Raw genomic sequence first — 26,118 nt, forward strand, 5'->3', positions numbered from 1 at the left:
TATTTTTATATATTAAATGAACGTCTAAGTGTAGATAGTACGGATAATCTAGCATACAAAATTTATCTAAATGAATATGGCATTGTTGTGGATCTAATCAATAAAATTACACAGGAAGTTTTGCTAAGTCGTAAAAAAATTATGTACTTAAAATCAAATGCTTTTGCTTTCGCCATAGACAGTAAGATCAATCCTTCTACACATCATTATGCAATTATCTAATCGAATTTAATTCTACCTAACCCTGTCATTTTGGCAGGGTTTTTCATTTCTAAGAGGTTTCAAAATGGCTCTATATAAAGCGCAAGGTTATGACCTGAATGTACCCATTACGGTACAAGCATCGGGTCTAGTGGTATCACAACGTGTCGTTGTTGGTTTTTTGGCAGTAACAGCGTTGGCAGCGAATGATGTAATCCTGTTGGGTGAATTACCACAGGATTATGTTTTAACAGATGTAGAAATTGATCTTGAACAGGTTGTTGCAGGTGCAACGGTCGATGTCGGTATCTTAAACGAAGCGGAAACCGCCGTAGAATTTAGCTTAATCAATGCAGGTAGCTTGGCAACCGCAGGTTATGTGTCTAAAAACTCGACCAAAGCATTACGCAATGGGCGTTTTGATAAAAAACGTGTCATTGGTGCAGTGGTGAAAGCAGGTGGTAGTGCCGCAGCAGGGACGAAGATCGGCTTTACGATTAAAACACGTAACGCTCAATCTGACGAATAACTTAAATCAAAAAAAAGGTGGACATGTTCCACCCTTTTTTTGTTTGACTTTTTAGGACAACAACTATGTCTACATTAAAAGATACCGATTTAAAATCGAAAAACCTTGTGGAATCTATCATTCAGCGCAAAGGTGGTACAGAAATCACTTTCGGACATGGACACCACAAACAAGTTAAATACAAATTTCAGCCTGCATTGACGTTGCCTGATGTGCCACACGTCTGCATTGTTGATAATAATGAACATCGTCAACGCTTGCTTGAAATCAAAGAGGGCTTTCGACTGTATAACCCCCAAGATACAGATGATGATCAAGACGATACACCGCCGTCAATTGATTTAGATAAAAACGGCGAAAACACAGTCGATTATGAAGATTTACTTGGTCTAAATGCAGATGAAGTTACAACGGATTGGTTAAAAGCTTACGCAAAAGATCATCTTGGTGTAAGCGCAACCAGTAAAGCCGCAATTACTGAATATGCTCAGAAAAACTATGGCTTAGAACTTGAAGGCACAATGACACCAACCAATATGTTACGTGCAGTCATGAAAGCTGAACAAGCCAATCAACAAAAAGAAAGTGATGCAGCAAAGCTTGCAAATACTTAATTTCAGCCTATTGATCAATTAATGCTCTAAAACGGAATTTAGAGCATTTTTTTGGAGTAATGAAAATGCCCGCAGTTACATCGACCACATATAACCGTTTATTCAATGATGCACGTTTAACACAGCTTGGAGATGCAGATGGGGTGACATGGTCAATTGCAGCCATGATCGTGGCATATAACCAAGCAAAAAATATGCTCATGGGCTTACGTCCTGATGCTTTTACCAAAGTATCGCAAATTTCATTAATTCAAGGTTCAAGACAGTTTTTGCCTGATGATGGATTACGCTTGTTTAGTGTAGTGCGAAATATTCAATCTAATGGATCTATTGGTCGTGCAATTCGCCAAGTCGCAATTTCTGACTTAGATGCAATGAGTCCTGATTGGCATGCAATTACAGGTACTACAGTTTATGAATATATGTTTGATGAACGCAGCCCTAAACACTTCTATGTCTATCCTGTGCCACCCTCGGAAAATACAGTAAAAGTTGAAATCGAATATTCAGCAATGCCGCCTGATATTAGCAAAGATGATATGGATGACTTTCTGCCTTTTGATTCTATTTATGATCAGCCATTAATTGAGTTAATGCTCTATAAACTACTCAGTGGTGACAATCAACAAGGGCGGAACAATACCGAACACATGCAAGCGGCTTTAGGTTTATTGGGATTACAGCAAGAAAAAGCCAAGACCAATAATCCTGCCAATCGTGAGGTTTAAACATCATGGCTGAATATGATCAATTCCTCCCTGCGATCACAGCTTTTGTCAGTAATCGCTGTCCACGTCTAATCATGCTGAACGCTGTTAAATCGGTTGTACGCAAGTTTTGTGATGATTCTAATATTTGGGTGCATGACTGCCCTGAATTTGAAATTACGGCGCAAGATGAGCGTAAATTTAAGCTTGAAATACCGTATCAGTCCACGATTTGTAAATTGTGGACCATACATGGACGTGAAGCATTGCACGATACGCACCAACTTTACCGTGAGCAGCCGTATTACCATTTAAATCACAGTAGCGAGATTGTTTTTGAAGAAAGTAAGCTGCATTGCTTGCCGAAAAAAATCAATGTCGTGGTGTCCTTATCCCCCACTCAAGATAGTTTGACCTGTCCTGATTTTATCTTTCAGCGTTATCACGATGCTATCGTATCGGCTGCGATTGTGCATTTACAGCTCATGCCTTCACAAGAATGGAACGATCCAAGCATGATACAGCCACATGAGCAGCGTTATCAGCAGTATTTAGCACAAGCCATCCGTGATCGTGAAGATGGTTTTATGATGGCACGTCAAACAAGACGTGTTGTTCCATACTATATGTAAAGGCTTAAAGAACATGGCAACAATACTCAAAAAACTTACGGTTGATGCTGAAAATTTAGGGATATTTCAGCCTATCTTAAAAGCAGAAATATGGAATCGCCGTTCTTATTTGGTTGATACCTTTGTCACTATTCCTGATTTTCATCAAAAGTTCATAGATATTCAGAATAACGAGCTATTGATTAATTTATTGCGAAATACATACGGTAGTTTCTATGAAATCGTACTGTTTGGTGCTGCAAATATTGAGTTGTTGCGCTGTTTCTTTATCATGCCTGATAGTGACAGTAATCTATCCGACATTCGCCTACTCACGGCGTATCCTGAAGCCAGTACCGTGGCAACATCATTCTTAATGTTATCTGATACGCCTGATAGCTATTTTCAGCAAGGCGGAAAGGTTGTTGCAGTACGTGAAGATGAAAAAGGATTAGAATTTATAGATTGTCATTGTGGTGAGCAACCTGATGATATTTGTGCAGGTTCAACAGCAACGGCAGTGGTTAGTTATGATCCTAATAGTGTTTATACAGTAACTTTAGATGATGTAGTGATTGCATCCTTAACTCCAATATATTTTAATATTATAGGAGAATTACAATATCCAGACTTGGCTGAAGCTTTTGATAACAAAGTTAAAGCACAAGGACTTATGAATGATAATCAAATTAAGTTTACTAGTTTAATTAAAGATGTGCAGCGTATAAAAGTTCAAGCTTTTATTGGATTAGATGGTGATTCAGAGAATATTGCTAATCCTATTTTTACTCCTATATCTCAAGATAATTTATCGTTACGTTACTTACCTAAAGATTTAGTGTTACCAAAATATTCTGAGGTTGAGTTTTGTTTAGCTCATGGAGAAAATTACCCACCGTATGCTGTATTTAAAACCACTGCATCATGGGGAACAGTATTGCCTGCAACAATCACCATAAATGGTGCTGTCCATACAGGTAATCTCTACGGAGAATTAGCAGATATTTTAGCGCACAGTTATAAGATTTATACAGGGCTTGAACGTCAAGATGATGATTGCTATCGCATTGTCTTTGCAGGTGATATTTTTGCAGATAATTTTGATATAAAAATTGAGCTGAATATAGGTACTGAAATTTCTATAGATGATCATGGCTTTTATTCAAACAACCCGACTATTCAGTTACTAGACTTAACAACGGCGACTTTCAATCTCGGTAAGCTTGTGTGTCAAATGGGTGTTTGGCAACATGGTGTAATACAGTTAGGTAACCCAATTTTTGGGGAAAATTACGAGTGTAGGGTCAGTGATCGTGTTCTTACCGAAAGTGTAACAACAACAAAAGTTGCAGGGGCTTTAAATGGCGATCCAACTGCATATTGTGCAAACACATATTATCCTCAAGAGTGTGTCAAATCTATGTTGTTTTCAGATTTAGCAGAGCAGTGGAATGTCGAATTGGCTAGTATTTCAGCAATAATCTCTGATTTTAATCAAAATCCTGTACTAAAACCACTGAATACTGAAACGGCTAAAATGGTTATTCAACCTACAGACACTCTCCCACTAACACAGATGCATGTATTAGGTTATGTGATTCCTATTTGTGGAATGCCGATGTAAATTAAATATATTCAATTTTTCAAATCCGCCGTAATAGGCGGTTTTTTTCGTCTAAGGAAAAGTTATGGCAATTATTCAACATAAGCGTGGTGTTCCATTTTCCAAGCTTGGACAGTGGCAAAATGCGCTAAAAACGCCTATTGAAGTTGGTTTAGGTCGTGTTGAGGTACGAAGTCAAATTCGTACACAGGATGGAAAACTTGTCGCCACATGTGACGTAACATATCCCACGGCGATTAGTTTTAAAATACGTGTTGCAAATACAGATGATTGGGTTATAGATCGGCTGTATTGGGATATTAAATACATTATTCCAAATCAAGATGAAGAAGTCACAGAAACCATTTTTATTGATGTATTAAAAGAGGTAACTGACTAATGCGAACGATCATCATAGATGAAGCTGATGCACTTTTTGGACAAATCACCAATATTTTTGATAGTCCTACACGTACCATTATTGGCATGGTGAATGATCTTGGTATTGGTGCGGATTTACAGACAATCATTAATGCTTTTAATGACCTTGAAAATAAATACGATGAGTTGTTAGAGCGAATCAATATTCTTGAAGAAAAGCTTAAAAATTTTGATGGTGACAAAGCGTTAGTCAGAATTAATCAGGTCGTGATGGTCGATGCTTCTGTATCTGATATGACTGCATTCATGGGTTACGGCGCATGGGAGTTATACGGACGTGGACGCTTTCCATTTTGTGCAGGAACTATCTTAGATGAAAATGGGAAAGCAAAGACTATTCAGGTCGGTGAAACAGGTGGCGAAGCTTTCGTTGCATTAAAAGGGGAAAATAATGGTCCGCATAGTCATCCTTTAAATCTTAAAACGTCAATCGTTGGACGTAAAAATATTGAATTCTTTCCTCTGTTCCCTGAACCGGGTGACAACAAGATGACGACAGGGGAATCAGGCGAAGGTAAGCCGCATAACAATATGCCGCCGTTTATTGCAATGCAGTTTTGGAAGCGAGTGGGGTAGTCATCATGCGTATATCTTTGCAGAACTTTACAGGCGAATTCCCTCGTATTCATGAATCACGTTTAAAAGACGATGCAGCAGCTTTGGCGCAAAATGTATCGTTTATGTCGGGAACATTAAAACCGATGTTTAAAGTGGTTAAATATAAGAATCTTGTACCTTTAGCCAATAATGAAAAAACTAAAGACGTTTATCAGTTCAGGATTGATGAAAGTCCTTTTTGGTTGCAATTTGGCATTGATGTTGATGTTATTCTCAGTCCAATCAAAGATGATCAATATCACCGTATTTATTGGACAGGGGACAATAGGGCAGGTGGTGCGCCTTTATTTGTGAAAGGGGTCGATGCTGTAGATGGTGCTGAACCATTTCCATTGACTTATAGAAAACTCGGTATTCTACCGCCAAGTAATATCCCAACTATTGTACGCAGTACCGAAGCGACAGACGATGATCTATCTGATGAAGTACGTTTTTATGTCTATACCTTTGTCAATGATATTGGTGAAGAATCCGCACCAAGTCATCCAAGTTCACAGGTGATTGTTCCTAGAATTGGTGCTGAAGTGGTTATCGGCAATTTATCTATTCAAGCAGCTAATTCAGGTCGCAATATCATTGCTTATCGCATTTATCGCACGACTACAGGCACAACAGGAAATGCTCAATTTCAATATGTCGGTCAAGCCAGTGCATCAAGTACAGAGTTTTTAGATAACTTCATGAGTGAGGAACTAGACGAAACACTCAAAACAGAACTATGGGATGCACCACGTGAGGATATGAAAGGCTTAGGCTTGACTGCCTACGGTGTAGCTTATGGTTTTAGTGGCAAAATCGTCTGTATTTCTGAACCATTTTATATGTATGCTTTCCCACGTGATTACGAACTAACCACACAGCATAATATCGTGGCAATGGGGCATTATGATGCCAATATTATCGTGGCTACAGATGGAAATCCTGTAGTGGTGACAGGTGTTATGCCAAGTGCAGGTATGACGATGACTGAATTACCACTCAATGAATCGTGTGTATCGAAGCGGTCGCTTGTCAGTCTAGGTTATGGCGTGATCTATGCTAGCCCGAATGGTTTAGTTTTAGCTTCAAATAACGGCGCACAAATCATTAGTGAGGGTTTTTTTGATCGGGACGAATGGAACGCACTCAATCCTAAAAGTATTCACGCCGTGGAGTATAAAGGACGTTATTTGTTCTTTTATCGTGTCAGTGATGAAGAAAAAGGCGCATTTATCTTTGATCCAAAGGATTTAAGCACAGGCATTGTACGCCTAAGTATTTGGTGTGAAGTCGCTCATCGGGATGTTAAAAATGATGAAATTTATTTACTGCAAAATGACAACAAACTTCAATATTTTGATTTAAATAGCAAGACAGAACGTGAAAATTATACATGGCGTTCTAAAAAATTCCGTTCTGATGGTAATGGATGCCGAATGTTGGCAATGCGTGTCATTGCTGACAGTTACAACGATTTGAATGTTCGTGTGATTGCTGATGGCAAGCTTTTCTATGAAAAATTTGCAGTCAATGATCGTCCATTTCGCTTGCCGAACCATAGTGCTAAATCATATTGGCAAATCGAAATCAATGCTCAGGATGAAGTCACCGAAATTATCTTAGCAGAAACGATGCAAGAGGTGATGAACTAATGGCAAAAAGCAATAATATTTCCCGAAACCTGCCGAAAGTCACTAATACAGGCAATGCTTTGCTCAATATGTGGCTCGGTGCAGCAGATGAAATCATAAAAGATTTGCGGCAGCGTTTAGCAGTCATTGAAAAAAATGCAGTCACTCAAAAGTCAACTGTAGCGAGTACAGCAAAAAGTACAACTGACGAAAGTACAGAACATGAATTAATATCTAATAAAATCAGTAATATTTCTGAGCAATCCAATGATGTGCAATATCCTTCAGCGAAAGCGGTCTATAAGTACGTTAATTTATTAATTGATGATTTAGATGCCGATGCTGAAAATTGGGAGATTGAAACACAGACTTTTGCAAGTTTAGATGCTCTTGTACGGGATAAACTTAAAATCATTGGTACGGGAACATTTAAAGGGCAACAACTGAATGATGGTGATGTGGTTGAAGTCTATAAAGACAGTGATGGTTTATTGAATGTCATTAAAATTCGAGATAGTTTAGCTCTACGCAAAGGTGAAGCATCGACTGATGATTTAACTGAAGGTGTAACGAACCTTTTTTTTAATCAACCACGTGTTTTAGCAACGGTCTTGGCTAATTTTGTACAGGTCGATGGAACAGTTAAAGATACGGACAGCATCTTAGTTGCATTTGGAAAATTACAAAAACAGCTTTCAGAAATCATCGGCTTAGATACAAAAATTCAAGACTTACGAACTGATCTTGATAGCTTGGATGCAACGGTCGTAACTTTGCAAACGCAGTTAAGTAATCATGCAACACATATTTCAGATTTAGAGATTGATTTACACACTTTGGACAGTGAAGTAGATACTTTAACTGGCGAAGTGTATGGAAAAATTAATAAAGCAGATCTACTCATTGCATTGGCAGGGACTGCTCCATCGTCAGGTACTTATATCATTCAAATCGTTGATGGTGTAGTATCATGGGTATAAGTAAAAGTGCTGTAAATTTTGTGCCATTTGGTACACCGAAACAAGTTTAAACGCCAACCTAAAAGTTGGCTTCACGTGCTTGTAGAAGGTGGACCATGACAGAGTTATGCCAGTATCAAAAAAAACAAGGCTTTTACAGAGCTGCTTTTGATTTTCAAAATACGCTAAAACAATTTAAACAAGCGGAAATTCCTGTATTTCATCATTTTTCATTAGGACAATATGCCCGTGAATGTCATTTGCCTGCACAAACTTTTGTGATCGGCAAAGTGCATCGTCACGCCCATGTCAATGTCATTTCAAAGGGTCGTGTCGCCCAAGCTGATGAAAACGGTATCAAAATCCTTTCAGCACCTTGCACATTCATTAATGAAATTGGCGCAAAGCGTGTTCTATACGTGTTTGAAGACACAATATGGACCACGATTCACAATAATCCAAGTAATACACAAGACTTGGCACTGATCGAAGCAGAAGTCATCGTACCTGAATATGAGGTTGAGGACTTTATTCAGCAATTACACATGAAAGATTTACCGCAAATTGGAGAGAAATAATGTCTTGGGTAGCCGCAGGGGTAGGTGCTGCAACGGTCGTAAGTGGCTTAGTGAGTGGCAGCAAAGCAAGTAAACAACAAAAGAAAGAGTTTGCCTTAAAACAGGAAGCTTTAGCATTCGATAAACAGCGTTATAGCGATGCAACAGATTTATATAGTGGTTCTATTAAAGGCTTGGTTGACTTAGCCAATGATGATGTAAGCCCCGATTTGGGGGGTGTAACCAGTCGTGCTTTGGCAGATGTCAGTACGCAATTCGATAATGCTCAAGAGATTTTGGCACGTCAAAATGCACGTATGGGAATTAATCCCAATAGTGGGCAAGCACAAGCATCTATGCGTCAGACCGCACTTGCTGAAGCTTTAGCCAAATCAGGCATTACCACGGCTGCACGAGAACAAGAACGTGTGAATGCCAACAACCAACATTGGAATCGTCTAAATACAGTAGCAACTCTAGGGGTAAATCAAATCAATGGCACTGCGGCAAATGTCAATCAGTCTGCGAACAGTTTGGCGAACAGTTATGGTCGAAATGCTGATTATCTTAATCAAGCATCAAGCAATGCCATTAGTAGCGGTTTAGGTGCGATTGCAGGGGCAGATTGGGGTGGTCTTGGTTCATCATCGGGCGCTCAAAAATCTGCACCAAGTAAATTGGGTAAATAAGGAGTATCACCGTGTCTTTTTCAATTGGTGCTTTTGCAAATGGTTTAGCAGGTGCGACAGATCGTATTGTCTTACAGCAAAAAGAAGCTGCTCAGCTTAAACGTCAGCAAGAAGAACAGGAATATAACCGCAAACGTCAAGCGGTCGCTGATGAACAGGCGGCGCAATTGCATGATCAAAATGTGCAAAAAAATGAGATTTTACTCAATAATGGTTTACGTGAACAAGCCGAACAACAGCGCACTGACGAGTTAAAAAGTCGCATTGGTGTTCTTCAGAGATATAAAGCAAGTGGTGATACCAAAGGTGCTTTTGATACATCTATAGCAACAATGAATAAGGACAATGAAACCAATCCATCTTGGAATCAAGATCATACTATTTCTTACTACATTGATCCTGAAAATCCCAACATGGCAACATTGAATATTGTCGATAAGAAAACAGGGAATATGGTTAAGCAAATTAATCAGTATGCGAATACGGATACATTGATTGATATGATTTATTCTCAAATCGACCCTGTTGGAGCTTATGAGAGTGCCACCGCAGGCAAAGCCAAACTTGCGGAAGAAACCCGAAAAAATGACTTTGAATTGAAAAAACTAGGCGTTCAAAGTGATTATAAGTTAGATGAACTCACACATAAAGGCAAAATTGATCAAATCTTACAAGATGGTAAATTTCAGAATAACTATACTTTGGAAGGGATTCGCCAACAAGGTGCTAACTACAGGGAGCAGGTCAAACAGGATAATGAAAATTATCGTTCGGATAGTAAAATATCAGCAGATCCTAAAGTAGTTCAACAAGCAGGTGGGGCATTAGGTTATGCAAGGAGCAACTTAGATCAATTTAAAAACCTGAGTGTTGACACGATTTTTAATCATTTGATGCAACAAGAAAGCGCAGGGAATCACATTGATAAAAGAACAGGTCAAATGACACGTTCACCTAAAGGCGCTTTGGGGATTGCTCAAATCATGCCTGATACAGCAAAACAAATTTATCAAGAAACAGGTATTGATGTTTATTCATCTGCTGAAGCAAATATTGCAGGCGGAAAATATTATCTGAACAAGATGCTGCAATTAAACAACGGCGACATGACGAAGGCTTTAGCTGCATATAATGCAGGGAATGGGCGTTTAAAACAGGGAATAGCGAGAGCTACTAAAGCAGGGCATCCTGAAAGATGGTTGGACTATATGCCACCTGAAACAAGAGATTATGTACCTAAAATTTTAGGAAAAATGATCAATGCCTCTAATACCATTCAAACTCAAAATAGAGGTAACTACGCCGTTGCTACTAGTGGCAAAGCAACTGATTCTATCAAAACTGTATCTGCGAATATGACCAGTGAACTTGGTTATGAAGGCAAGAACAATGCAGCCGTGATCGGTGGGCTATCAGGACTTCAACCGAAGATTGTCAAATTTACATCTGATCCAACTTACAAAGGTCGTTTTGATGCTTATCAAGATATTTTGACACTGGTACAGCGAGTTGTAGACCGTTCACCAATGAGAGCGAACATGTCTGTTCAAGAACGGAATGAATATGTTCATCAAAAAGCGGCTGAAATGATCGGGGCAAAAGATAAGATTGAAGTTGGGCAATGGATTCAACAAGGCTCAAGACCTCAACCGAAACAACAAGCCGCAGCAGCGCCGAGTGTTGATTTTAGTCAGTTTTCTATCGGAGATACAAAACCCACAACAACAGCAAAACAAACAGCCAGTGCGCCGCCTAAGTACCTAACCACTGTGCCAAATAATGCACCAAAACCGAGTAATCAAACCAAGGTTGTGAATAATCCTTTTTCGCAAACTCAACCATTACCTCGTTATTTTAACCAAACTTTAGCCACACAAAATAATGCGGAAAAGTTAAAAAGCGTCTTAAACAATCAATAATATTTTATATTTTTTATACATTTAGCCTTTGGCAATCAAAAAGCAAAAACCTTTTTTTAAATTGAGGATTTTGTTGTGAATGTAAATCAATACATGGACAAACTTGTCCAAGATGTTGCTGCACGAAATGGCAATGTGAATGAAGTCTATAAAGCTAGTCGTGATACCTACAATAAGCATATTGCACCCAAAATGGAGGGCAAATCCGATGCTGAAAAGAATCGGGCGCAACATGAATGGACACGACAAAACACTGTGCGTATGCAAAAGGTCGGCTTATTAGCACAAGATGGACAAAGCCAAGCTAGCTTTAAAAAAGACCAACGTGCGGAACGTGCCATTCAAGAATCAGCACGTACAGGTAGTAGCATTCCTGTTATCAAAGAAACTGCACGTTCTGTATTTGACACTCTTGGCAATGCTTTTGGTCAAGGTGCAGGTTCAATGGTTGAATCTACTGCACGTTTTTTCAATGATTTTGGTGAAAATGAAAAAGGAACGTATTTAGATCGGTTAGCGAACTATGGTGGACGAGTTCGTAAAGGCTATGAAGATTCAGCTTCGACCATGCAAAAAAGAATGCAAGCAGGTGAATATGGTACTGCCGCAAAATTGGGTATTGGTGCGGTACAGTCAATACCTGCAATGGCTTTACCTGCAGGTGCAGCATCGGGAACAGCACGTGTTGTCGGTACAATGGCAGCAAAAGCAGCTCCTTATGTCGGTTTAGCAGTCGGAATAGCAGCAGGGCACACTCAAAACTATGGTGAGGTTCGCCGTGGTTCAATTCAAAACCTTGAACGTGATTTTCCGACACCTGAATCATTAAGTGGTAATGCACAATATCAACAAAATTTAAACACCTTGCTTGATAACGGCGTGTCTACAGATAAAGCACGTATTGAAGCTCGCCGTAAAACTATAGATGATTTGTCTGAAAGTGCATCTGATACATACGGCGCAGCTATGACTGCAATGGAATTTATTGCACCGGGGGGAGCAACACTTGGTTCGGGTTTACTCAAAAACAATTTAAATTCTAGTTTAGGCAAGTTTTTAGTCGGTGGAGTGGATACAAGCCTTGTCACACGTGAGCTTGGCAGACAAGGCGCAACTCGACTTGGTTTATCTTCCATTGATATGAGTAAGGCTGCAAATATTGCAGGGCTTAAAATGGTGGGTCGCAAGCGCTTGAAGAAGGTATGCAAGGCGGTATTGGTGAATATGGTTCACAAGTCGCATCGGCGAATATTGGTGGAAAAGCAGTAGATTGGAAAAAGGTCGGTCAAAGTGCTTATGAGGAAGCAATTGTCGGCGGTCTTATGGGCGGTGGGATGCAGTCCATGTCAGGACATACCGCCGTAAATCAAGCTCGACAAGTTGCAGATAATATCCGTGGTAAAACAGAAACCATTCGCCAAGAGGACTTAGCAGCTCGACAAGAATTATCGACCGCAATTCAGCTTGGTAATACAGATGCCATTCAAAGTGCTCAAGAGAATTTAAACAATGTGCAAAAAGCTGCACATGATTTAAATCAAAGCTATGCAAATTATGGTGTGGCGGCACCCGATTTTATTCAATCCATGTCTAAACAGCATGCGAGTAATCAACCGCCTGTTACTGTGCCAATGTCAGAGCGTGAACGCCAACAACAGCAGAATGCCAAAGACCTGCAACAACAAAAGTTTGATGATGTTTATGCAACAGGTGATCAGGCACCTATCCTTGATGTTGATAAGCTTGATCTTTACCCGACACCAATTATTGATGAATCAAGACTTGGACCATACGAAAACCCATCACTTTCGAGCATTGTAGAACGACATACACCAATTCCCAATATTCCGAATACACCACAACAGCAAGGTTTTAGTGTAGATGAGCAAAACACACCTGAATCAGACATAAATCAGGATACTAATAAAAATCGTACACCACAGATACCACCTGCGGAACTTTTTCAAGATAAATCATTTGATAGCCCACTTGGTGCTGACACATATCTTAAAAATTATAATTTAAGTGAAGTATATGAATCATTTGAAAAAGATAATGGTCAATATGGAGTACGACCTAAGCCGACTCAAACAGATATTGAGCAAAATGCGCCTGAATCAAACGTAAATCAGCAACCACCAAAGTCTTATGACAATGAAGTGGCAAGTCAGATCAACAAAGCATTTACTAATATGTCGCAAGGCGCACAGGATGATGCATTAGATCAAGTTGCAAGCTATATTGAAAATGGACGTGAAATTAATTTCACCAAGCCTGATGCAATTCAACAAGCTTTAGAAAACCCAAATTACAACATTGCACCTAATGATGATGGTAGTGTGCGTGTTTTAGGGGTAAAAAAATCTGATGGAACATGGGTAGGTATTGAACCAACACAATCAACGGATATATCCCAACAGTCCCCATCCCCAACACAGTCGAATGATTTAAGTTTTGCGGATCGTTTTCGTGATGCACACTTAAACAATCCGAATGCAAAACAACAAATCATTGCTGATGAAATTGCAACAGGTCGCCCACGTCATGAAGTGTTAAAAGAAGTCGGGGACATTGTTCAAAATATAAATAAAAATAAAGGAGATGACCCACCACTCCCTCCTATTGACCCACCAACACCACCAAAAACACCGCCACCAACGCCTATCGAGCAAACACCAACGGACAACCATCAAGGTAAATCGTTTAGTAATGGTACTAAAGCGAACGAATACCTTAAAAATAATAATTTAGGTGATAGTCATGAAGCTATTAAAAGCGACATGGGGACTTATGAAATTCAGCCTAAGACTGCTAAATCAGTTGTTGATCAAAATACAAGCAAAATCGGAATTTTAGAAAATACGCCTATTTTAGAGCAGCAAAAGGGTGATATTGGTCGTGCATCGGACAATGCGCCGTTTCTCAATCGACAGGCAGCGAACCTTGCTCAAAAAGGCAAAAAGCTGAATGAAAGCCACGATATTGTTGAGGTTGGCAAAAATAAATTTGTTTTACGTCCAAAAATTCAGGATTCAAATAATGATGTATCAAACACCCAACGAGTTGAAGAAAGCAATGCAACAGTACCAACAACAACAGTTCAAGATATTACAGGAATTGGAAAAGCATCGAATGACACAGAAACACCTGTTCAATCAACTCAAGATTCACAAAATAACCAACATGCGTTAAATGCTGATGATCATATTCAATTTAATCAGGACTTTGATTATGCAACCAAAGATACCCAATATCGGGTAAAAACAGTATCTAAAACAAAAGTGGTTTTAGAAAATGAGAGTGGATCAACTGTTTCAATCAATCCTAAAGTTTTAGAGATTGAACGTAGTAAAAACCCTGATTTATATCGAAAAGTTGAAAAAAACCAAAAACAAAGCCCATCTACTCAACTTGATATTGAAACTGATTTCGGTCTATCTCTCACACACCATGTTCCGACACAGCTTTTTGATACGCCACAGCGATTAGGTGATATTGCACAGATCATCGCAGAAACACGAACAGAAGGTGTAAAAACAGATGCAGAATATGGTCAAAACCTGTTAAAGACCATCACGGCGTTAAATCCTGATGTTCAAATCCATTTTGTATCTGACTTGAATAAAATCAGTGATCAAAAATTACGTGGGGGTATGAAAGCAGGGGGATATTATCTACCTGAGCAGAATCTTTTATATATTTATCCAAACTCAACAGTGTGGGAAAGTTCTGCATTAGAATTAGTAAATCATGAGCTAGTACACACGATTACAGCAAAGCCATTATTTGAGGGGCAAGTTGACCAAAACACACTAGACACTTTACAAGGGTTTAGAGATAAAATTAAAGACTATTCTTGGGATAGCAAAAACATACTTGCTGAAAGTATCAGAGATCGATTTGATTATCTTCTTCATAATGATCCTGATCATGAATTACTGTCAGTCAGTATTGCTGAAACAGAAGTAAGAACAGCTTTAAAAAATATTCTTGGTAAAGATGGTCTACAAAAACTTGATAATATTTTTAAACAGATTTCAAATTTAAAGGATCGTAGAAATGAGCAGAGCAATAGCGGAAATCAGCAAAGCGGAACTGGCAGAAAAAATGAAAGTGTCAGTGATGAACGACTACCAAACACTGACACCCGAACAACAACAACAGTACAAGGAAATACTCGAACAAGTAATGCAGGCAAAAACAAACAGGGAGATACGTCAGATCGGCAGTCCGATCTACTTCGCAATGAGGAAAAACAAGGAACAAAATCAAGCACAATAGAGAAGATTGATGATAGTGTCGAAATCGGACAAGCTCTCCTTAATGATATAGCGACTTATGAACGGTTCTATGGTCCAAATAGAATTATCATTGTAAGTGAAGATACAGCCCTATTTGGTGCAAACAATAGAATGGGGCAGCCTGTATATTTAGGCGTTAAAGCAGGCAAAGGACGCACAAACATTGACATTTCTGCGTTTACAAATCAAAAAGGCTTGTTTACGGAGAATGAGCTTAAAAACCTAAAAGATGCAGCAGAAAATGCCGAAGCAAAACAACGTGCATTAGCGTCCCAATATCCAAACGGCGTATTTAGCGATACTAAAAATCAAGTTGTTACTTCTGAAAGCATTGATCCTAAGCTTGGGCAATTTTTAGAAAGCTTATTAAAATCTATGAAAATAGATTCAAAAGTGTTTCTGTTCTATCGTAAAGATGTCGTTAAAGATGGGGCAGTAGAAAAATATAAAATCTATGGTGGACACCGTAGTATTTTATCAGCAGGGAAAAGCTCTCTTGAACAGGGTTCAACTCGATTAATGAGTATTGATCCAAATGATCGTAAATCAAATGATTTTTACATTTCTTTATCTGAAAACTTAGATGCCAATTTAGAACTTGAAATTATTGCACATGAATTAGGTCATATCATTGAGAAAAAGCATTTAAAAAATGCAGATTTAGATACACAAAAAGCAATCAAAGAAGAATTTAACAAATGGCTTATTGAGCATAAAGACAAATCAGTCAATGATTATGTCAGTGAAATGAGAAATAGGAATAATGCTGAATCAACAATAGCATCAAATCCTAATCCTAACCTTAATGCTAATGAGCTTAGCCCATATTGGCGCAGTTTTTCAGAATGGTTCGCTGATCAAGTATCACGTTGGGTAACTACAAGCGATAAACCTTTAAGTTTGGTTGAGAAATTTTTTAGTAAGATTGCAGAGCAGTTAAAAAAACTTGCTCAGATTGTTACAGGTAAAGATTCATTCCAACCCAATAACAGTGTTAAGAATTACTTAGACAGCTTAACAAATATTGATATTCAACCAAATTTATTTTTGGAAAGTGAGGTATTAGATGATGTTCAGGAATTGGATTCGAGAAGCGGAAGCCCACTGGAAGGAACACCTGCCGAAGATGTACGAGGAGTACAAGAACAAGGGGATTCTGATGCAGAAACTAGAAGAAGCAGCAGAACAGACCTATCAGGAAGTGGACAGCCTAGAACTACAGGGAATGGACCCGAACGAAGCGTGGCAGATGGTGAGAGAGAAGTATCTGATCCTACCCGAAGAACAGACAGCAACAACGGATTAGATCCACAACAAGCCGTTGTTGCAGATAATGCACCAGTCGATGCTTTTGTTATTGATGAAAATCATATTACTCAAGGCGGTAAAAAGACCAAATTTAGGGCAAATATTGCCGCTATTCGTGTTCTTAGAACATTAGAAGCTGAAAATCGACCTGCAACCAAAGAAGAACAAAAAATATTGTCGGGTTTTGTTGGTTGGGGTGGACTACCTGAAGCATTTAAACGTGAAGATGGTTCAATCTCAACAAATTGGACAAAAGAAGTGGCTGAACTTGAGGCACTTCTTACACCTCAAGAAATGCAAGCCGCCGTTGATTCAAGTATTGCAGCACACTATACAAGTCCTGAAATTGTTAAAGCTTTGTGGAAAGCACTCGAAAACTTTGGCTTTAAAAAGGGTTTAGTACTTGAGCCTGCCGTGGGTGTGGGGAATTTCTTTGGCTTAATGCCAAAAGGGATGCGTAAAGCCAGTAAATTACACGCCGTTGAACTCGACAATATTACAGGGGCAATCGCTCAATATCTTTATCCTGAAGCCAATATCAAAGCCGCTATGGGATTCCAAGACTATCAGACCATTGATGGTTATTTTGATGTTGCAATCGGTAATCCGCCGTTTTCCAACATTCCAATTACAGACAAAACCCGACCAAGTATTAGCGGATTTTCTCTACATAACTATTTCTTTGCCAAGTCAATTGATAGCTTAAAGCCAAATGGTGTACTGGCAATGGTTGTGACTAATCGCTTTATGGATAAATTAGGCGACAAAGAGCGTAGTTATATCTCAGATCGGGCAGAATTGGTCGGGGCGATTCGTTTACCGAATGATGCGTTTTTATCGAATGCAGGGACCCAAGTCACCACAGATATTATTTTCTTGCGTAAGAAAGCCGATGGAGAAACCAAACAAGGTGAAACATGGCTAGACGTTAAAAATTATACTGACAAAGATGGTAATACTGTGCCATTGAATGAATATTTTGTACGTCATCCTGAAAATATGATCGGTGATTTTGGTGCATACGGTACTATGTATCGAGATGGTGAGCCTGCATTGATCAAACGAGATGGTCAAGACACAGGAAAGCTGCTTAATGAATTGGTGGACAAACTACCAAAAGACATTTTTCAAGCCGAAGAATCGCAAAATTTTGAAGAAACACGTCAAGCCGTTATTAAAGACATTTCAGAAGTCAAAATCGGAGCAATGTTTGTCAATGCTGATGGTTCGATTCATGAGCGTTTACCTGATGTAATGGGTGAATATCAATCTAAAGCAGTTGAGTTCACCAATCCTAAAGCTGAAAGTCGTGTCAAAGGCATGATTGCCGCAGCAGAACAACTTGCAAAACTTAGAACGCTACAGCTTGACCGTGATGCAACGGATTCACAAATTAATATCGCACGTAAAAAACTCAACACAATCTATGATGAGTTTTACAAAGAACATGGTTATCTCAATAGTGATGCCAATAAGCGTTTAATGCGTGATGATCCCAATTGGGCGCAAATTTCATCATTAGAAAATAACTATGATCGGGGTGTATCTGCACAGGTCGCTAAAAGTACAGGACAAAAATTTAGAAAGCCAAGTGCTGAAAAAGCAGCGATTTTTAGTAAACGCACCCAAGTTCCTGCGGCATTGGTTAAAAAAGTTGGCAATGCTAAAGATGCACTGACAGAATCACTCAATCGACACGGTTTTATTAACACCAATACCATGCAAAATCTGTATGGGAAAGATGCCGATGAGATCATTAAAGAATTGGGCGATTTGGTTTATGACAACCCAATCAACGGCTATGAAGTCCGTGATGAATATTTGTCAGGTAATGTAAAGCAAAAGCTCGCCGTTGCAAAAGAATATGCCGCCAAAGACCCTAAATATCAACGCAATGTACATGCTTTAGAAAAAGTCATACCTGCAGATATTGAAGCCTTGGATATTGATGTAAAAGTAGGCTCACACTGGATACCGAACAATTACATTGCTGACTTTGTAAACCACATTACAGGCTCAAAAACAGCCACGGCAAACTATGGTAAATATTCCAATAAATGGGAAATTGATAAAGCTGTAGTATCACCTGCCGCAGAAGCAACCTATGCAACAGATCGGGCAGATGTAAAAACTATCTTGACTCATGCGCTAAATGGCACGAAACCGACCATTTACGATCGTTTTTCTGATGGCACAAGTGTGATCAACCATGATGCCACTTTGGAAGCATCACAACGTGTCGAATTGGTTAAACAGTCTTGGAAAGATTGGCTTTGGGATAACGATGCACGTAGAGAGCATTTAGAGCGTTTATACAATGACGTATTCAATGCCACAGTCAACCGCAGTTATGATGGTTCACACTTAACCTTTCATGGCATGAATACAACGATTGAACTGCGTCCACATCAAAAAAATGCGATATGGCGTACCATTCAATCAAAATCGACCCTGTATGATCATACTGTAGGGGCAGGTAAGACTTTCACCGCCATTGCATCTGCAATGGAAATGCGAAGAATGGGCATTGTCAATAAACCCATGCTTGTTGTGCCAAATCATTTGGTCGGTCAATGGGCGAAAGACTTTATCTTACTTTACCCGAATGCCAATATTTTGGCTGCAACGAAAGCAGACTTTGAAAAAGGCAACCGAAAAAAATTCATTGCAAAAATTGCCAATGGTGACTATGACGCAATTATTATTGCTCATTCTTCATTTGGTAAGTTATCTATTTCACCTGAGCAAGAACAAGCCTTTATTGACAATGAAATTGCTGAACTCATGGCGTTTGAAGCTGAATTAAAAGCTGAAAAAGGTGGGCGTTCACGTAATGCCAAAGACATTGCCAAACGTAGACTGTCATTAGAGGAAAAGAAAAAAGGTTTACTGAACAGTGAAAATAAAGATGGCGATAATATCTATTGGCATGAAACAGGTGTAGACGCAATTATCGTAGATGAAGCACAAGAATTTAAAAATCTTGAGTTCACCACATCAATGAAGAATGTTGCAGGTTTAGGTACAGGAAAAGGCTCACAAAGAGCCAAAGACTTGTTTGCCAAAATTCAACTTATGCAGCAAAACAACGCAAAATCTAAAGTTATTTTTGCGACAGGTACACCGATCTCGAACACGATGGCTGAAATGTTCACTATGCAACGTTATTTAGCATGGAATGAGCTTGAACAACAGGGCATTAGTCACTTTGATGCTTGGGCGAAGTCTTTGGTGAAGTCGTCAGTGATTGGGAGTTGTCACCTGCAGGTAAATATAAACTCAACAACCGTTTTGCCAAGTTCGTTAATATGCCTGAACTCATGCAAAGTTACCTAAGCTTTGCCGATGTAATGAATCGTGATGACATTAACGCTCAATTGGCAAAAGAAGGTAAGACACTTGGTACGCCAAAAATTAAAGGTGGCAAGCCACAAAATATCGTTGTAGAGAGAAGCGAAGAACAAGCCGATTATATCGGTGTACCAAGTATTGATAGCAATGGCAATGAGGTCTACCCGGAAGGTTCATTGGTATGGCGTACAGAGAACATTCCTAGAAAGCCTGAAAAGGGCGCAGACAACATGCTTAAAATCATGGGGGATGCACGTAAAGCCGCTTTAGATATGCGACTTGTCGACCCGACCGCACCTGATTTTGAAGGCTCAAAGGTTAATGTCGCCGTGGGTGAAATCTTTGAAACCTATAAACAATGGGATGCAAAGAAAGGGACACAGCTTATTTTTTGTGATCTTTCCACGCCTAAAGGTGCAGTTGCCGCAGAAAAAGCACGTATCGAGCAATTGATTAAGAAAGCAGATGAAGGAGATGAAGCAGCACAGGAAACATTAGATAAAATGAGTCCTGATGAATTATCGGCTTTAGATTCTGATTTTAGTGTGTATGACGATGTAAAAGCCAAGTTGATTGCCAAAGGCATGAAACCTGAACAAATTGCATTTATTCACGATGCTAAAACCGACCTGCAAAAACAAGAGTTATTTGAAAAGGTCAAGCGTGGCGATATACGTGTGCTGATGGGATCAAGCCAAAAAATGGGCGCAGGGATGAACGTGCAAAATAAACTTGTTGCACTTCACCATCTCGATGCGCCGTGGCGACCGTCCGACCTTGAACAACGTGAAGGGCGTATTATTCGTCAAGGCAACGAGTTCTACAAAGAAAATCCAAACGGCTTTGAGGTGAAAATTAATCGTTATGCAACAAAACAGACTTTAGATAGTCGTATGTGGCAGACCATTGAATCAAAAGCCAACTTTATTGAGCAGGTGCGTAAAGGGACAGGTTCACGTGAAGTTGAGGACGTGGCAGGTGAAGCAGCCAATGCCGCAGAAATGAAAGCGGCATCAAGTGGCGACCCACGTATTTTGCAAGAAATTGATTTGCGTAAACGTATAAAAGAGATGGAGGACGATAAACGTAACTTTGATCGTGGCGTACACCGCACGAAGGGAATCATTCGACAAACTGAAGCAGATGTGAATTTTTACCAACGTAAAGTTGATGCACTCAGTATAGATGCCAAGATTCAACAACCTGAACGGTTTATCTATAAGCATGAAGGGAAAACCGTTCATCAAGATGATAAAGGCGCAAGGGATGCCATAGCTAAAATTTTTGAAAAAGGAATCGGCAATGTATTGGTCAAAGGTAAAGAGCTTGTCTTAGGGGACTTGAACGGATTTAAAATCGTGGCAAGTCCATCGGCTTTGCTTGGTTATGTCAATATTGAAATTGTCGGCAATGGCGACCCAATTCAAGTGACTAATTTCAGCTTAAACGAGGGTTCATCTGTAGGTTTGGTGCAAAAGTTACTCAACCAAATTAGATCCATTCCTGAAGATTTGGCTCAATACCAAAAGGCATTGAAAGAATCGCAAGACCAATTGCCAATCTTACGATCTAAAGTTGAAAATTCAGTGTGGAATAAAACAGAGCAGCTTACATCACTAAAAGCGGAACACGGTGCGCTCATTGATGAATTGAAGCCTAAAAAATCCAATGATCAGCAAGGCAATACTCAAAATAACCAGGAGCAAAACAAAAAATTTAGCCGCAATGAAAAACAGACCATTACAGGGACAAAGGTCAATCAAATTGAGCAAGTTTTAAATGATCGCTTTGGCAATGACGTTGTTCAGCAACTTAAAGACAATGGCAAACTTGAAATTGTTCAAAATATTGAAAATGAAACGGCGGAAGGTTTTGCGGAAAATGGCAAAGTCACCTTGATTGCTGACAATATCCATCCTGAAAACATTATTCCTGTATTTTTACATGAAGTGGGTGGGCATTTAGGTTTTCAAGGCATGTTGACTGAAAATGCCTATAAAAATCTCATGGCTGACTTTAATCGCTTAGTCCAAAATGGCGATAAAATTGCACTAGAAGCCAAAGCATTGGCAGATCGTGAAGGGAATGCACAGGCGAAACTTGATGAATACTTACCGTATTTAGTCACACGTGCAGCGCAAGCCGAAACAAGCGGAAAACTTGCACCTGTAAAAAGGCTCGTAAATCGCATTGTGAGCGCAGTTAAGGCATGGGTGCGTAATAAGCTTGGTGTAGACCTAAAAATCACACCTAACGACATTCTAGCCTTATCTGAGCGTATGGTGAGCAATGTTGCACAATCAACCAAAGTACAAAATACAGAACGCCGTTACAGTACAGCATCAAACCCAAGTAATCAGCCACATTCAGCACAACGTGATTTATTTAATCGGGCAAGTCAAGCCGCTATTGCAGGTTTGGAAAAGTCCAAAACCTTATCGGCACGTACAACTCGTTTGTTTAATACCATGATGCACAAGGCACTTACGGACGAAACAGGCGAATTTAAGAAAACTTTTGACTTAATTCAGGACAAAATCAACCATGTCACCTTTGCTTCATCAAAATCTATGGATGTTGCACCTAATATTTTAACCCAACTTGAAACATGGGGAGATTTTGCAGCAGAAGGTAAGCGTGTCGGACAGAAACTCATTGGACGTAAAGCTAAAGTTGATCAAGACCTTGAAAAAGTCGGCAAACTATTCTTTGAAAATACATTGAGTAATCAGGCTAAAGTCCATACCGATTCTGAATTGCGTACTCTTGGTTATGATCAGGATCAAATTAAATTATATCGTGAAGCACGTGCAGCAATTGATACATCACTCGATACCTTTAGTAAGACCACGGTATCTAAAATTTTTCAGCACATGGGTGGTACATCGAAAGAAGTTTTAGAGCTGTTAGGACAAGACCTTGACTTAAATCAACACGTGGACGAGGTTAAGAAAAAAATTGCGGCAATTGTGCAAAATGATCCAACCAAACAAGCAGCCGCAGACCTTGCAATTGAGCATATCGACAAGGTTTTAGACAAGCTACAACACTTAAAAGACACAGGCTATACGCCGTTAATGCGCTTTGGTAAGTATGTCGTCCGTGTGGTTGATCCTGCATCGAAAAAAGTGGCTTATCGTCAACACTTTGAAAGTGAATCTGAGCGCAATCTATTTTTCAATAACTTTGATCAATCAAAAATACCCGTTGGCTATCAATTGGAAAAAACGCAAGTCAATGAATTGGAATACAAGTTATTTCAAGGTGTAAGTCCTGAAACAGTCGCACTTTTTGCCAAAGAATCAGGTTTGCCAATTGGTGATAGTGAAACGGCGTTTATTAAACATGCGATTCGAGATAATCACGCTTTAAAACGTCTATTGAAACGTCAGGGTATTGATGGTTTTGATACCGATTTTAAGCGTGTTTTAGCATCTTTTGTCTTGTCTAATTCTCGCTATTCAGCCAATCAGACCTATAACGGCATTATTGATGAATCCGTGACTGAAATTAGCAATCCACAATATCAAGAGGATGCTGTACGGTTACGTGATTATGCCCTAGATACCCAAGAAGAATTGGCAGGACTTAAAAACTTCTCATTCGTTTGGTATATGGGCTTTTCTGTGATGTTTGGTGTGGTCAACATGACACAGCCATTGATTCAGACTTTACCGTATTTACTGCAATACAGCACCAATAAAACCGTTGTTGGATCAGCATTCTTAAAAGCTGTTCAAACATGGCGCAAAGGAACGGCAGCGATTCCAAATGAATATAAAGCATATTATGAACGTGCAAAAAGCCACGGACATTTAGATCCACAAAACACATGGATGTTACAAGGTCAAGAGCGAGGTAAATCAGGTTTAGGCGCAAGTACATGGCAGTTGATCAGTCATGCGTCAGGATTCTTTGCACAAGCATCGGAAACCATTAACCGCCGTACCACACTCTTTGCTGCTTTGGATGTTGCAAAAGAACTAGGGCAAACAAAGTTAGAACAGCTTGGTTTTAAAGATGAGTATGATTTTGCTGTAAGGACCATTCAAGAAACGCAGGGGATTTACAACAAGGGCAACCGACCACGTTTGGCACGTGGTAATGTCGGCTCAATGCTCATGATGTATAAGCAATTCATGATTGCCTACATTGAACAAATGGTTCGGATGCAAAAACGTGGTTTATACGGTGGTGCAGATGACGAATTTAAAAGACGTATGGCGAAATTGGTTGGTTTTGGAATTTCACGACCGTTGTTGATCATGATGGGATTGCTTATGTCTTTTTCAGGCGCAACAGGCTTACCTTTCGTTCGTGATTTACTCGATGTGGTAGAAACTACAGGCGGTATGGTGGGTAAACCGTTCAATACGGAACGTGAAGTTCAAATCGCACTGAATAATGCGCTTGGTGATACTCTTGGTACAGCCGCAAATACGGCGCTCATGGATGGGGTATTTAACTTAAATCCTGTCATGGATGTTAAAGGTCGTATGGGAATGGGTGACCTTGTCCCTGCTTCGGGATATTTTAGTCCACTCACAAGCGACTATCAAAAAACCAATGAAGGTAATCAGACCTTTGGTGCAATGGGCGGTTTGGTGGATAAAATTTCTGAATCTATGGCATTTGCTCAAAAAGGGGATTATGGACAATCAGCAATTCAACTTTTACCTAAAGCAGCAACAAGTTTTGGTCAAGGTGCAATTGCTGCGGCTACTGGCGACTATCGCAACATGAAAACAGGCGTTAAAACCAATGATGCTTCGGTTTTAGATGGTGTGGTGAAGATGCTAGATGCTCAACCTTCAGGTATTGCTAAAGAAGGTCGTATCCGTGGTCTAGAAATGAAAGATACCGCAGCATTGAGTTCCGTAAATAAAGTATGGCGTAGCCGCTATATGGATGCGTTAGGATCGGACGATCAGAACGCCGTGAAAGACTTAAAAACGGAAATTAAGGAATATAATGCTGATAATCCACGTTATCCAATCACATTTAACCAAAAACGTGCTGAAACACAGTACAAAAAGGACAATCAATCTTGGCAAGAAAAACGTAAACAGAAAAAAGGCTTAGAATGGATGGATGAAGAAAATCCGTACATTTGAGTAAAGAAAACAAAAATGCCCTTAATAGGGCATTTTTTTAATTACAATTTACAGTGTTGTTAAACTCGGTACAGATTGTTGTATTTCGATTTGAATCTTCAATGTAGGTTGTATTGCCTATTCTAGTCGCTCGTTTTGTTGTATTACCACGGTTGTCGTATTCATAGGCAGTATTTCCCACACGATTATACGTGTTCGTTGTATTTCCACGTGTATCGTACTTATAAGTTGTATTTCCAACATTATTATAAGTATTGGTTGTATTGCCGTACTGATCTTTACGATAAGTAGTGTCGCCTACCCGATTGTAACTGCTAGTTCTATTTCCATATTGATCATTAACATAAGTATTTCCCCCAAAGCGATTCACGCTATAAGAATCAGCAAAAACACTTGTAGAAATTAGAACTATGCTTGTAAGTAAAATTTTTTTCATAGAAATAATCTTTAAATTATTATTGAGATTCTATGATATTAGAAATTTAGTAAATAAAAAAGCCACTCCTAGAAGTAGCTTTTTAAGATAAGAATTAATCACCGAGAAATTTGACAAGCATGACTACTCAATTGCAAAAAGAAGCCAATACACAAAATATAATTTAATTTATAAAGAAATGCAATAAATATAATCAAACATGTGTATTATTGATTTTTTATTTATATTAATTTATAAATAGCACTTACCCTCTATAGTAGTAGTTTGCTAAACGGCTATTACTATATTTACGGTTTATGGAAGTTTTGGTTTTTACCTTACGGTTTTTACTTTTTGGCTTTCATAAACTTTTTTTTGCGGAATAGAGCAGTTCGGTAGCTCGGTAGGCTCATAATCTACAGGTCGTTGGTTCAAATCCATCTTCCGCAACCAGTTTTAAAGTATTGAATGTCTTTGTTTATGACGTGAACGGGTGATCGAATAATTCGAGAACTGATGCTATGGGTCGCTCCCAGAACTTGCATTGCAGAAATACCGCAGAATAATAAAC

At 39.2% G+C, this 26,118-nt stretch carries 17 protein-coding genes and 1 tRNA gene; 17 read left to right on the top strand and 1 reads right to left on the bottom strand.

The genetic code is table 11. From position 1 onward, the window contains the following. From AVJ19_RS22350 to AVJ19_RS16000, 16 genes are all read left to right on the top strand, one after another. The coding region (locus AVJ19_RS22350; protein ID WP_213067240.1) for a hypothetical protein at positions 1-222 on the top strand (222 nt) is incomplete at its 5' end. A 64-nt stretch (positions 223-286) separates the two neighbouring features. Beyond that, positions 287-730, top strand: a complete 444-nt coding sequence (locus tag AVJ19_RS15930) for a hypothetical protein (protein ID WP_111860634.1) — start codon at positions 287-289, stop codon at positions 728-730. A gap of 65 nt (positions 731-795) precedes the next feature. After that, positions 796-1,344: a hypothetical protein gene (locus AVJ19_RS15935; protein ID WP_111860635.1), complete on the top strand. Its 549-nt coding sequence runs from the start codon at positions 796-798 to the stop codon at positions 1,342-1,344. A gap of 65 nt (positions 1,345-1,409) precedes the next feature. Then, positions 1,410-2,072, top strand: a complete 663-nt coding sequence (locus AVJ19_RS15940; RefSeq protein ID WP_111860636.1) for a DUF6682 family protein — start codon at positions 1,410-1,412, stop codon at positions 2,070-2,072. Positions 2,073-2,077: 5 nt separating this feature from the next. Then, a complete protein-coding gene (locus tag AVJ19_RS15945) occupies positions 2,078-2,683 on the top strand; it encodes a hypothetical protein (RefSeq protein WP_111860637.1) in 606 nt (201 codons plus the stop codon). A 13-nt stretch (positions 2,684-2,696) separates the two neighbouring features. Then, positions 2,697-4,286 carry a hypothetical protein gene (locus tag AVJ19_RS15950; protein ID WP_111860638.1) on the top strand — a complete coding sequence of 530 codons (1,590 nt, stop codon included), beginning with the start codon at positions 2,697-2,699 and terminating at the stop codon, positions 4,284-4,286. A gap of 64 nt (positions 4,287-4,350) precedes the next feature. Beyond that, positions 4,351-4,665, top strand: a complete 315-nt coding sequence (locus AVJ19_RS15955) for a hypothetical protein (protein WP_111860639.1) — start codon at positions 4,351-4,353, stop codon at positions 4,663-4,665. Next, entirely contained in the window at positions 4,665-5,282 is a 618-nt protein-coding gene (locus tag AVJ19_RS15960; RefSeq protein WP_111860640.1) for a phage baseplate protein, read from the top strand. Before AVJ19_RS15955 ends, AVJ19_RS15960 begins: the two co-directional genes overlap by 1 nt. A gap of 5 nt (positions 5,283-5,287) precedes the next feature. Next, positions 5,288-6,955: a hypothetical protein gene (locus AVJ19_RS15965; RefSeq protein WP_111860641.1), complete on the top strand. Its 1,668-nt coding sequence runs from the start codon at positions 5,288-5,290 to the stop codon at positions 6,953-6,955. After that, complete coding sequence (locus AVJ19_RS15970) at positions 6,955-7,914, top strand: hypothetical protein (protein ID WP_111860642.1); 960 nt, start codon at positions 6,955-6,957, stop codon at positions 7,912-7,914. The genes AVJ19_RS15965 and AVJ19_RS15970 overlap by 1 nt, the downstream gene beginning before the upstream one ends. Positions 7,915-8,009: 95 nt before the next feature. Then, the gene (locus AVJ19_RS15975; RefSeq protein WP_111860643.1) at positions 8,010-8,471 is read left to right on the top strand and encodes a hypothetical protein; all 462 of its coding nucleotides are present in this window, start codon (positions 8,010-8,012) and stop codon (positions 8,469-8,471) included. Continuing rightward, positions 8,471-9,139 carry a hypothetical protein gene (locus tag AVJ19_RS15980; RefSeq protein WP_228203383.1) on the top strand — a complete coding sequence of 223 codons (669 nt, stop codon included), beginning with the start codon at positions 8,471-8,473 and terminating at the stop codon, positions 9,137-9,139. Before AVJ19_RS15975 ends, AVJ19_RS15980 begins: the two co-directional genes overlap by 1 nt. An 11-nt stretch (positions 9,140-9,150) precedes the next feature. Then, a complete protein-coding gene (locus AVJ19_RS15985) occupies positions 9,151-11,058 on the top strand; it encodes a lytic transglycosylase domain-containing protein (protein WP_111860644.1) in 1,908 nt (635 codons plus the stop codon). Between the two features lie 93 nt (positions 11,059-11,151). Further along, the gene (locus AVJ19_RS15990) at positions 11,152-12,327 is read left to right on the top strand and encodes a hypothetical protein (RefSeq protein ID WP_111860645.1); all 1,176 of its coding nucleotides are present in this window, start codon (positions 11,152-11,154) and stop codon (positions 12,325-12,327) included. After that, positions 12,261-20,003, top strand: a complete 7,743-nt coding sequence (locus AVJ19_RS15995; protein ID WP_111860646.1) for an Eco57I restriction-modification methylase domain-containing protein — start codon at positions 12,261-12,263, stop codon at positions 20,001-20,003. The genes AVJ19_RS15990 and AVJ19_RS15995 overlap by 67 nt, the downstream gene beginning before the upstream one ends. 599 nt (positions 20,004-20,602) lie before the next feature. Further along, complete coding sequence (locus AVJ19_RS16000; protein WP_228203384.1) at positions 20,603-25,132, top strand: PLxRFG domain-containing protein; 4,530 nt, start codon at positions 20,603-20,605, stop codon at positions 25,130-25,132. Between the two features lie 37 nt (positions 25,133-25,169). Here AVJ19_RS16000 and AVJ19_RS16005 read toward each other — a convergent pair whose 3' ends face one another. Further along, the gene (locus AVJ19_RS16005) at positions 25,170-25,502 is read right to left on the bottom strand and encodes a hypothetical protein (protein WP_162626632.1); all 333 of its coding nucleotides are present in this window, start codon (positions 25,500-25,502) and stop codon (positions 25,170-25,172) included. Between the two features lie 421 nt (positions 25,503-25,923). Here AVJ19_RS16005 and AVJ19_RS16010 point away from each other — a divergent pair. Beyond that, positions 25,924-26,000: transfer RNA gene (locus tag AVJ19_RS16010), tRNA-Met, on the top strand. The last annotated feature ends 118 nt before the right edge of the window (positions 26,001-26,118 follow it).

Source organism: Acinetobacter sp. CFCC 10889, from assembly GCF_003268395.1.
Classification (GTDB): Bacteria; Pseudomonadota; Gammaproteobacteria; order Pseudomonadales; family Moraxellaceae; genus Acinetobacter.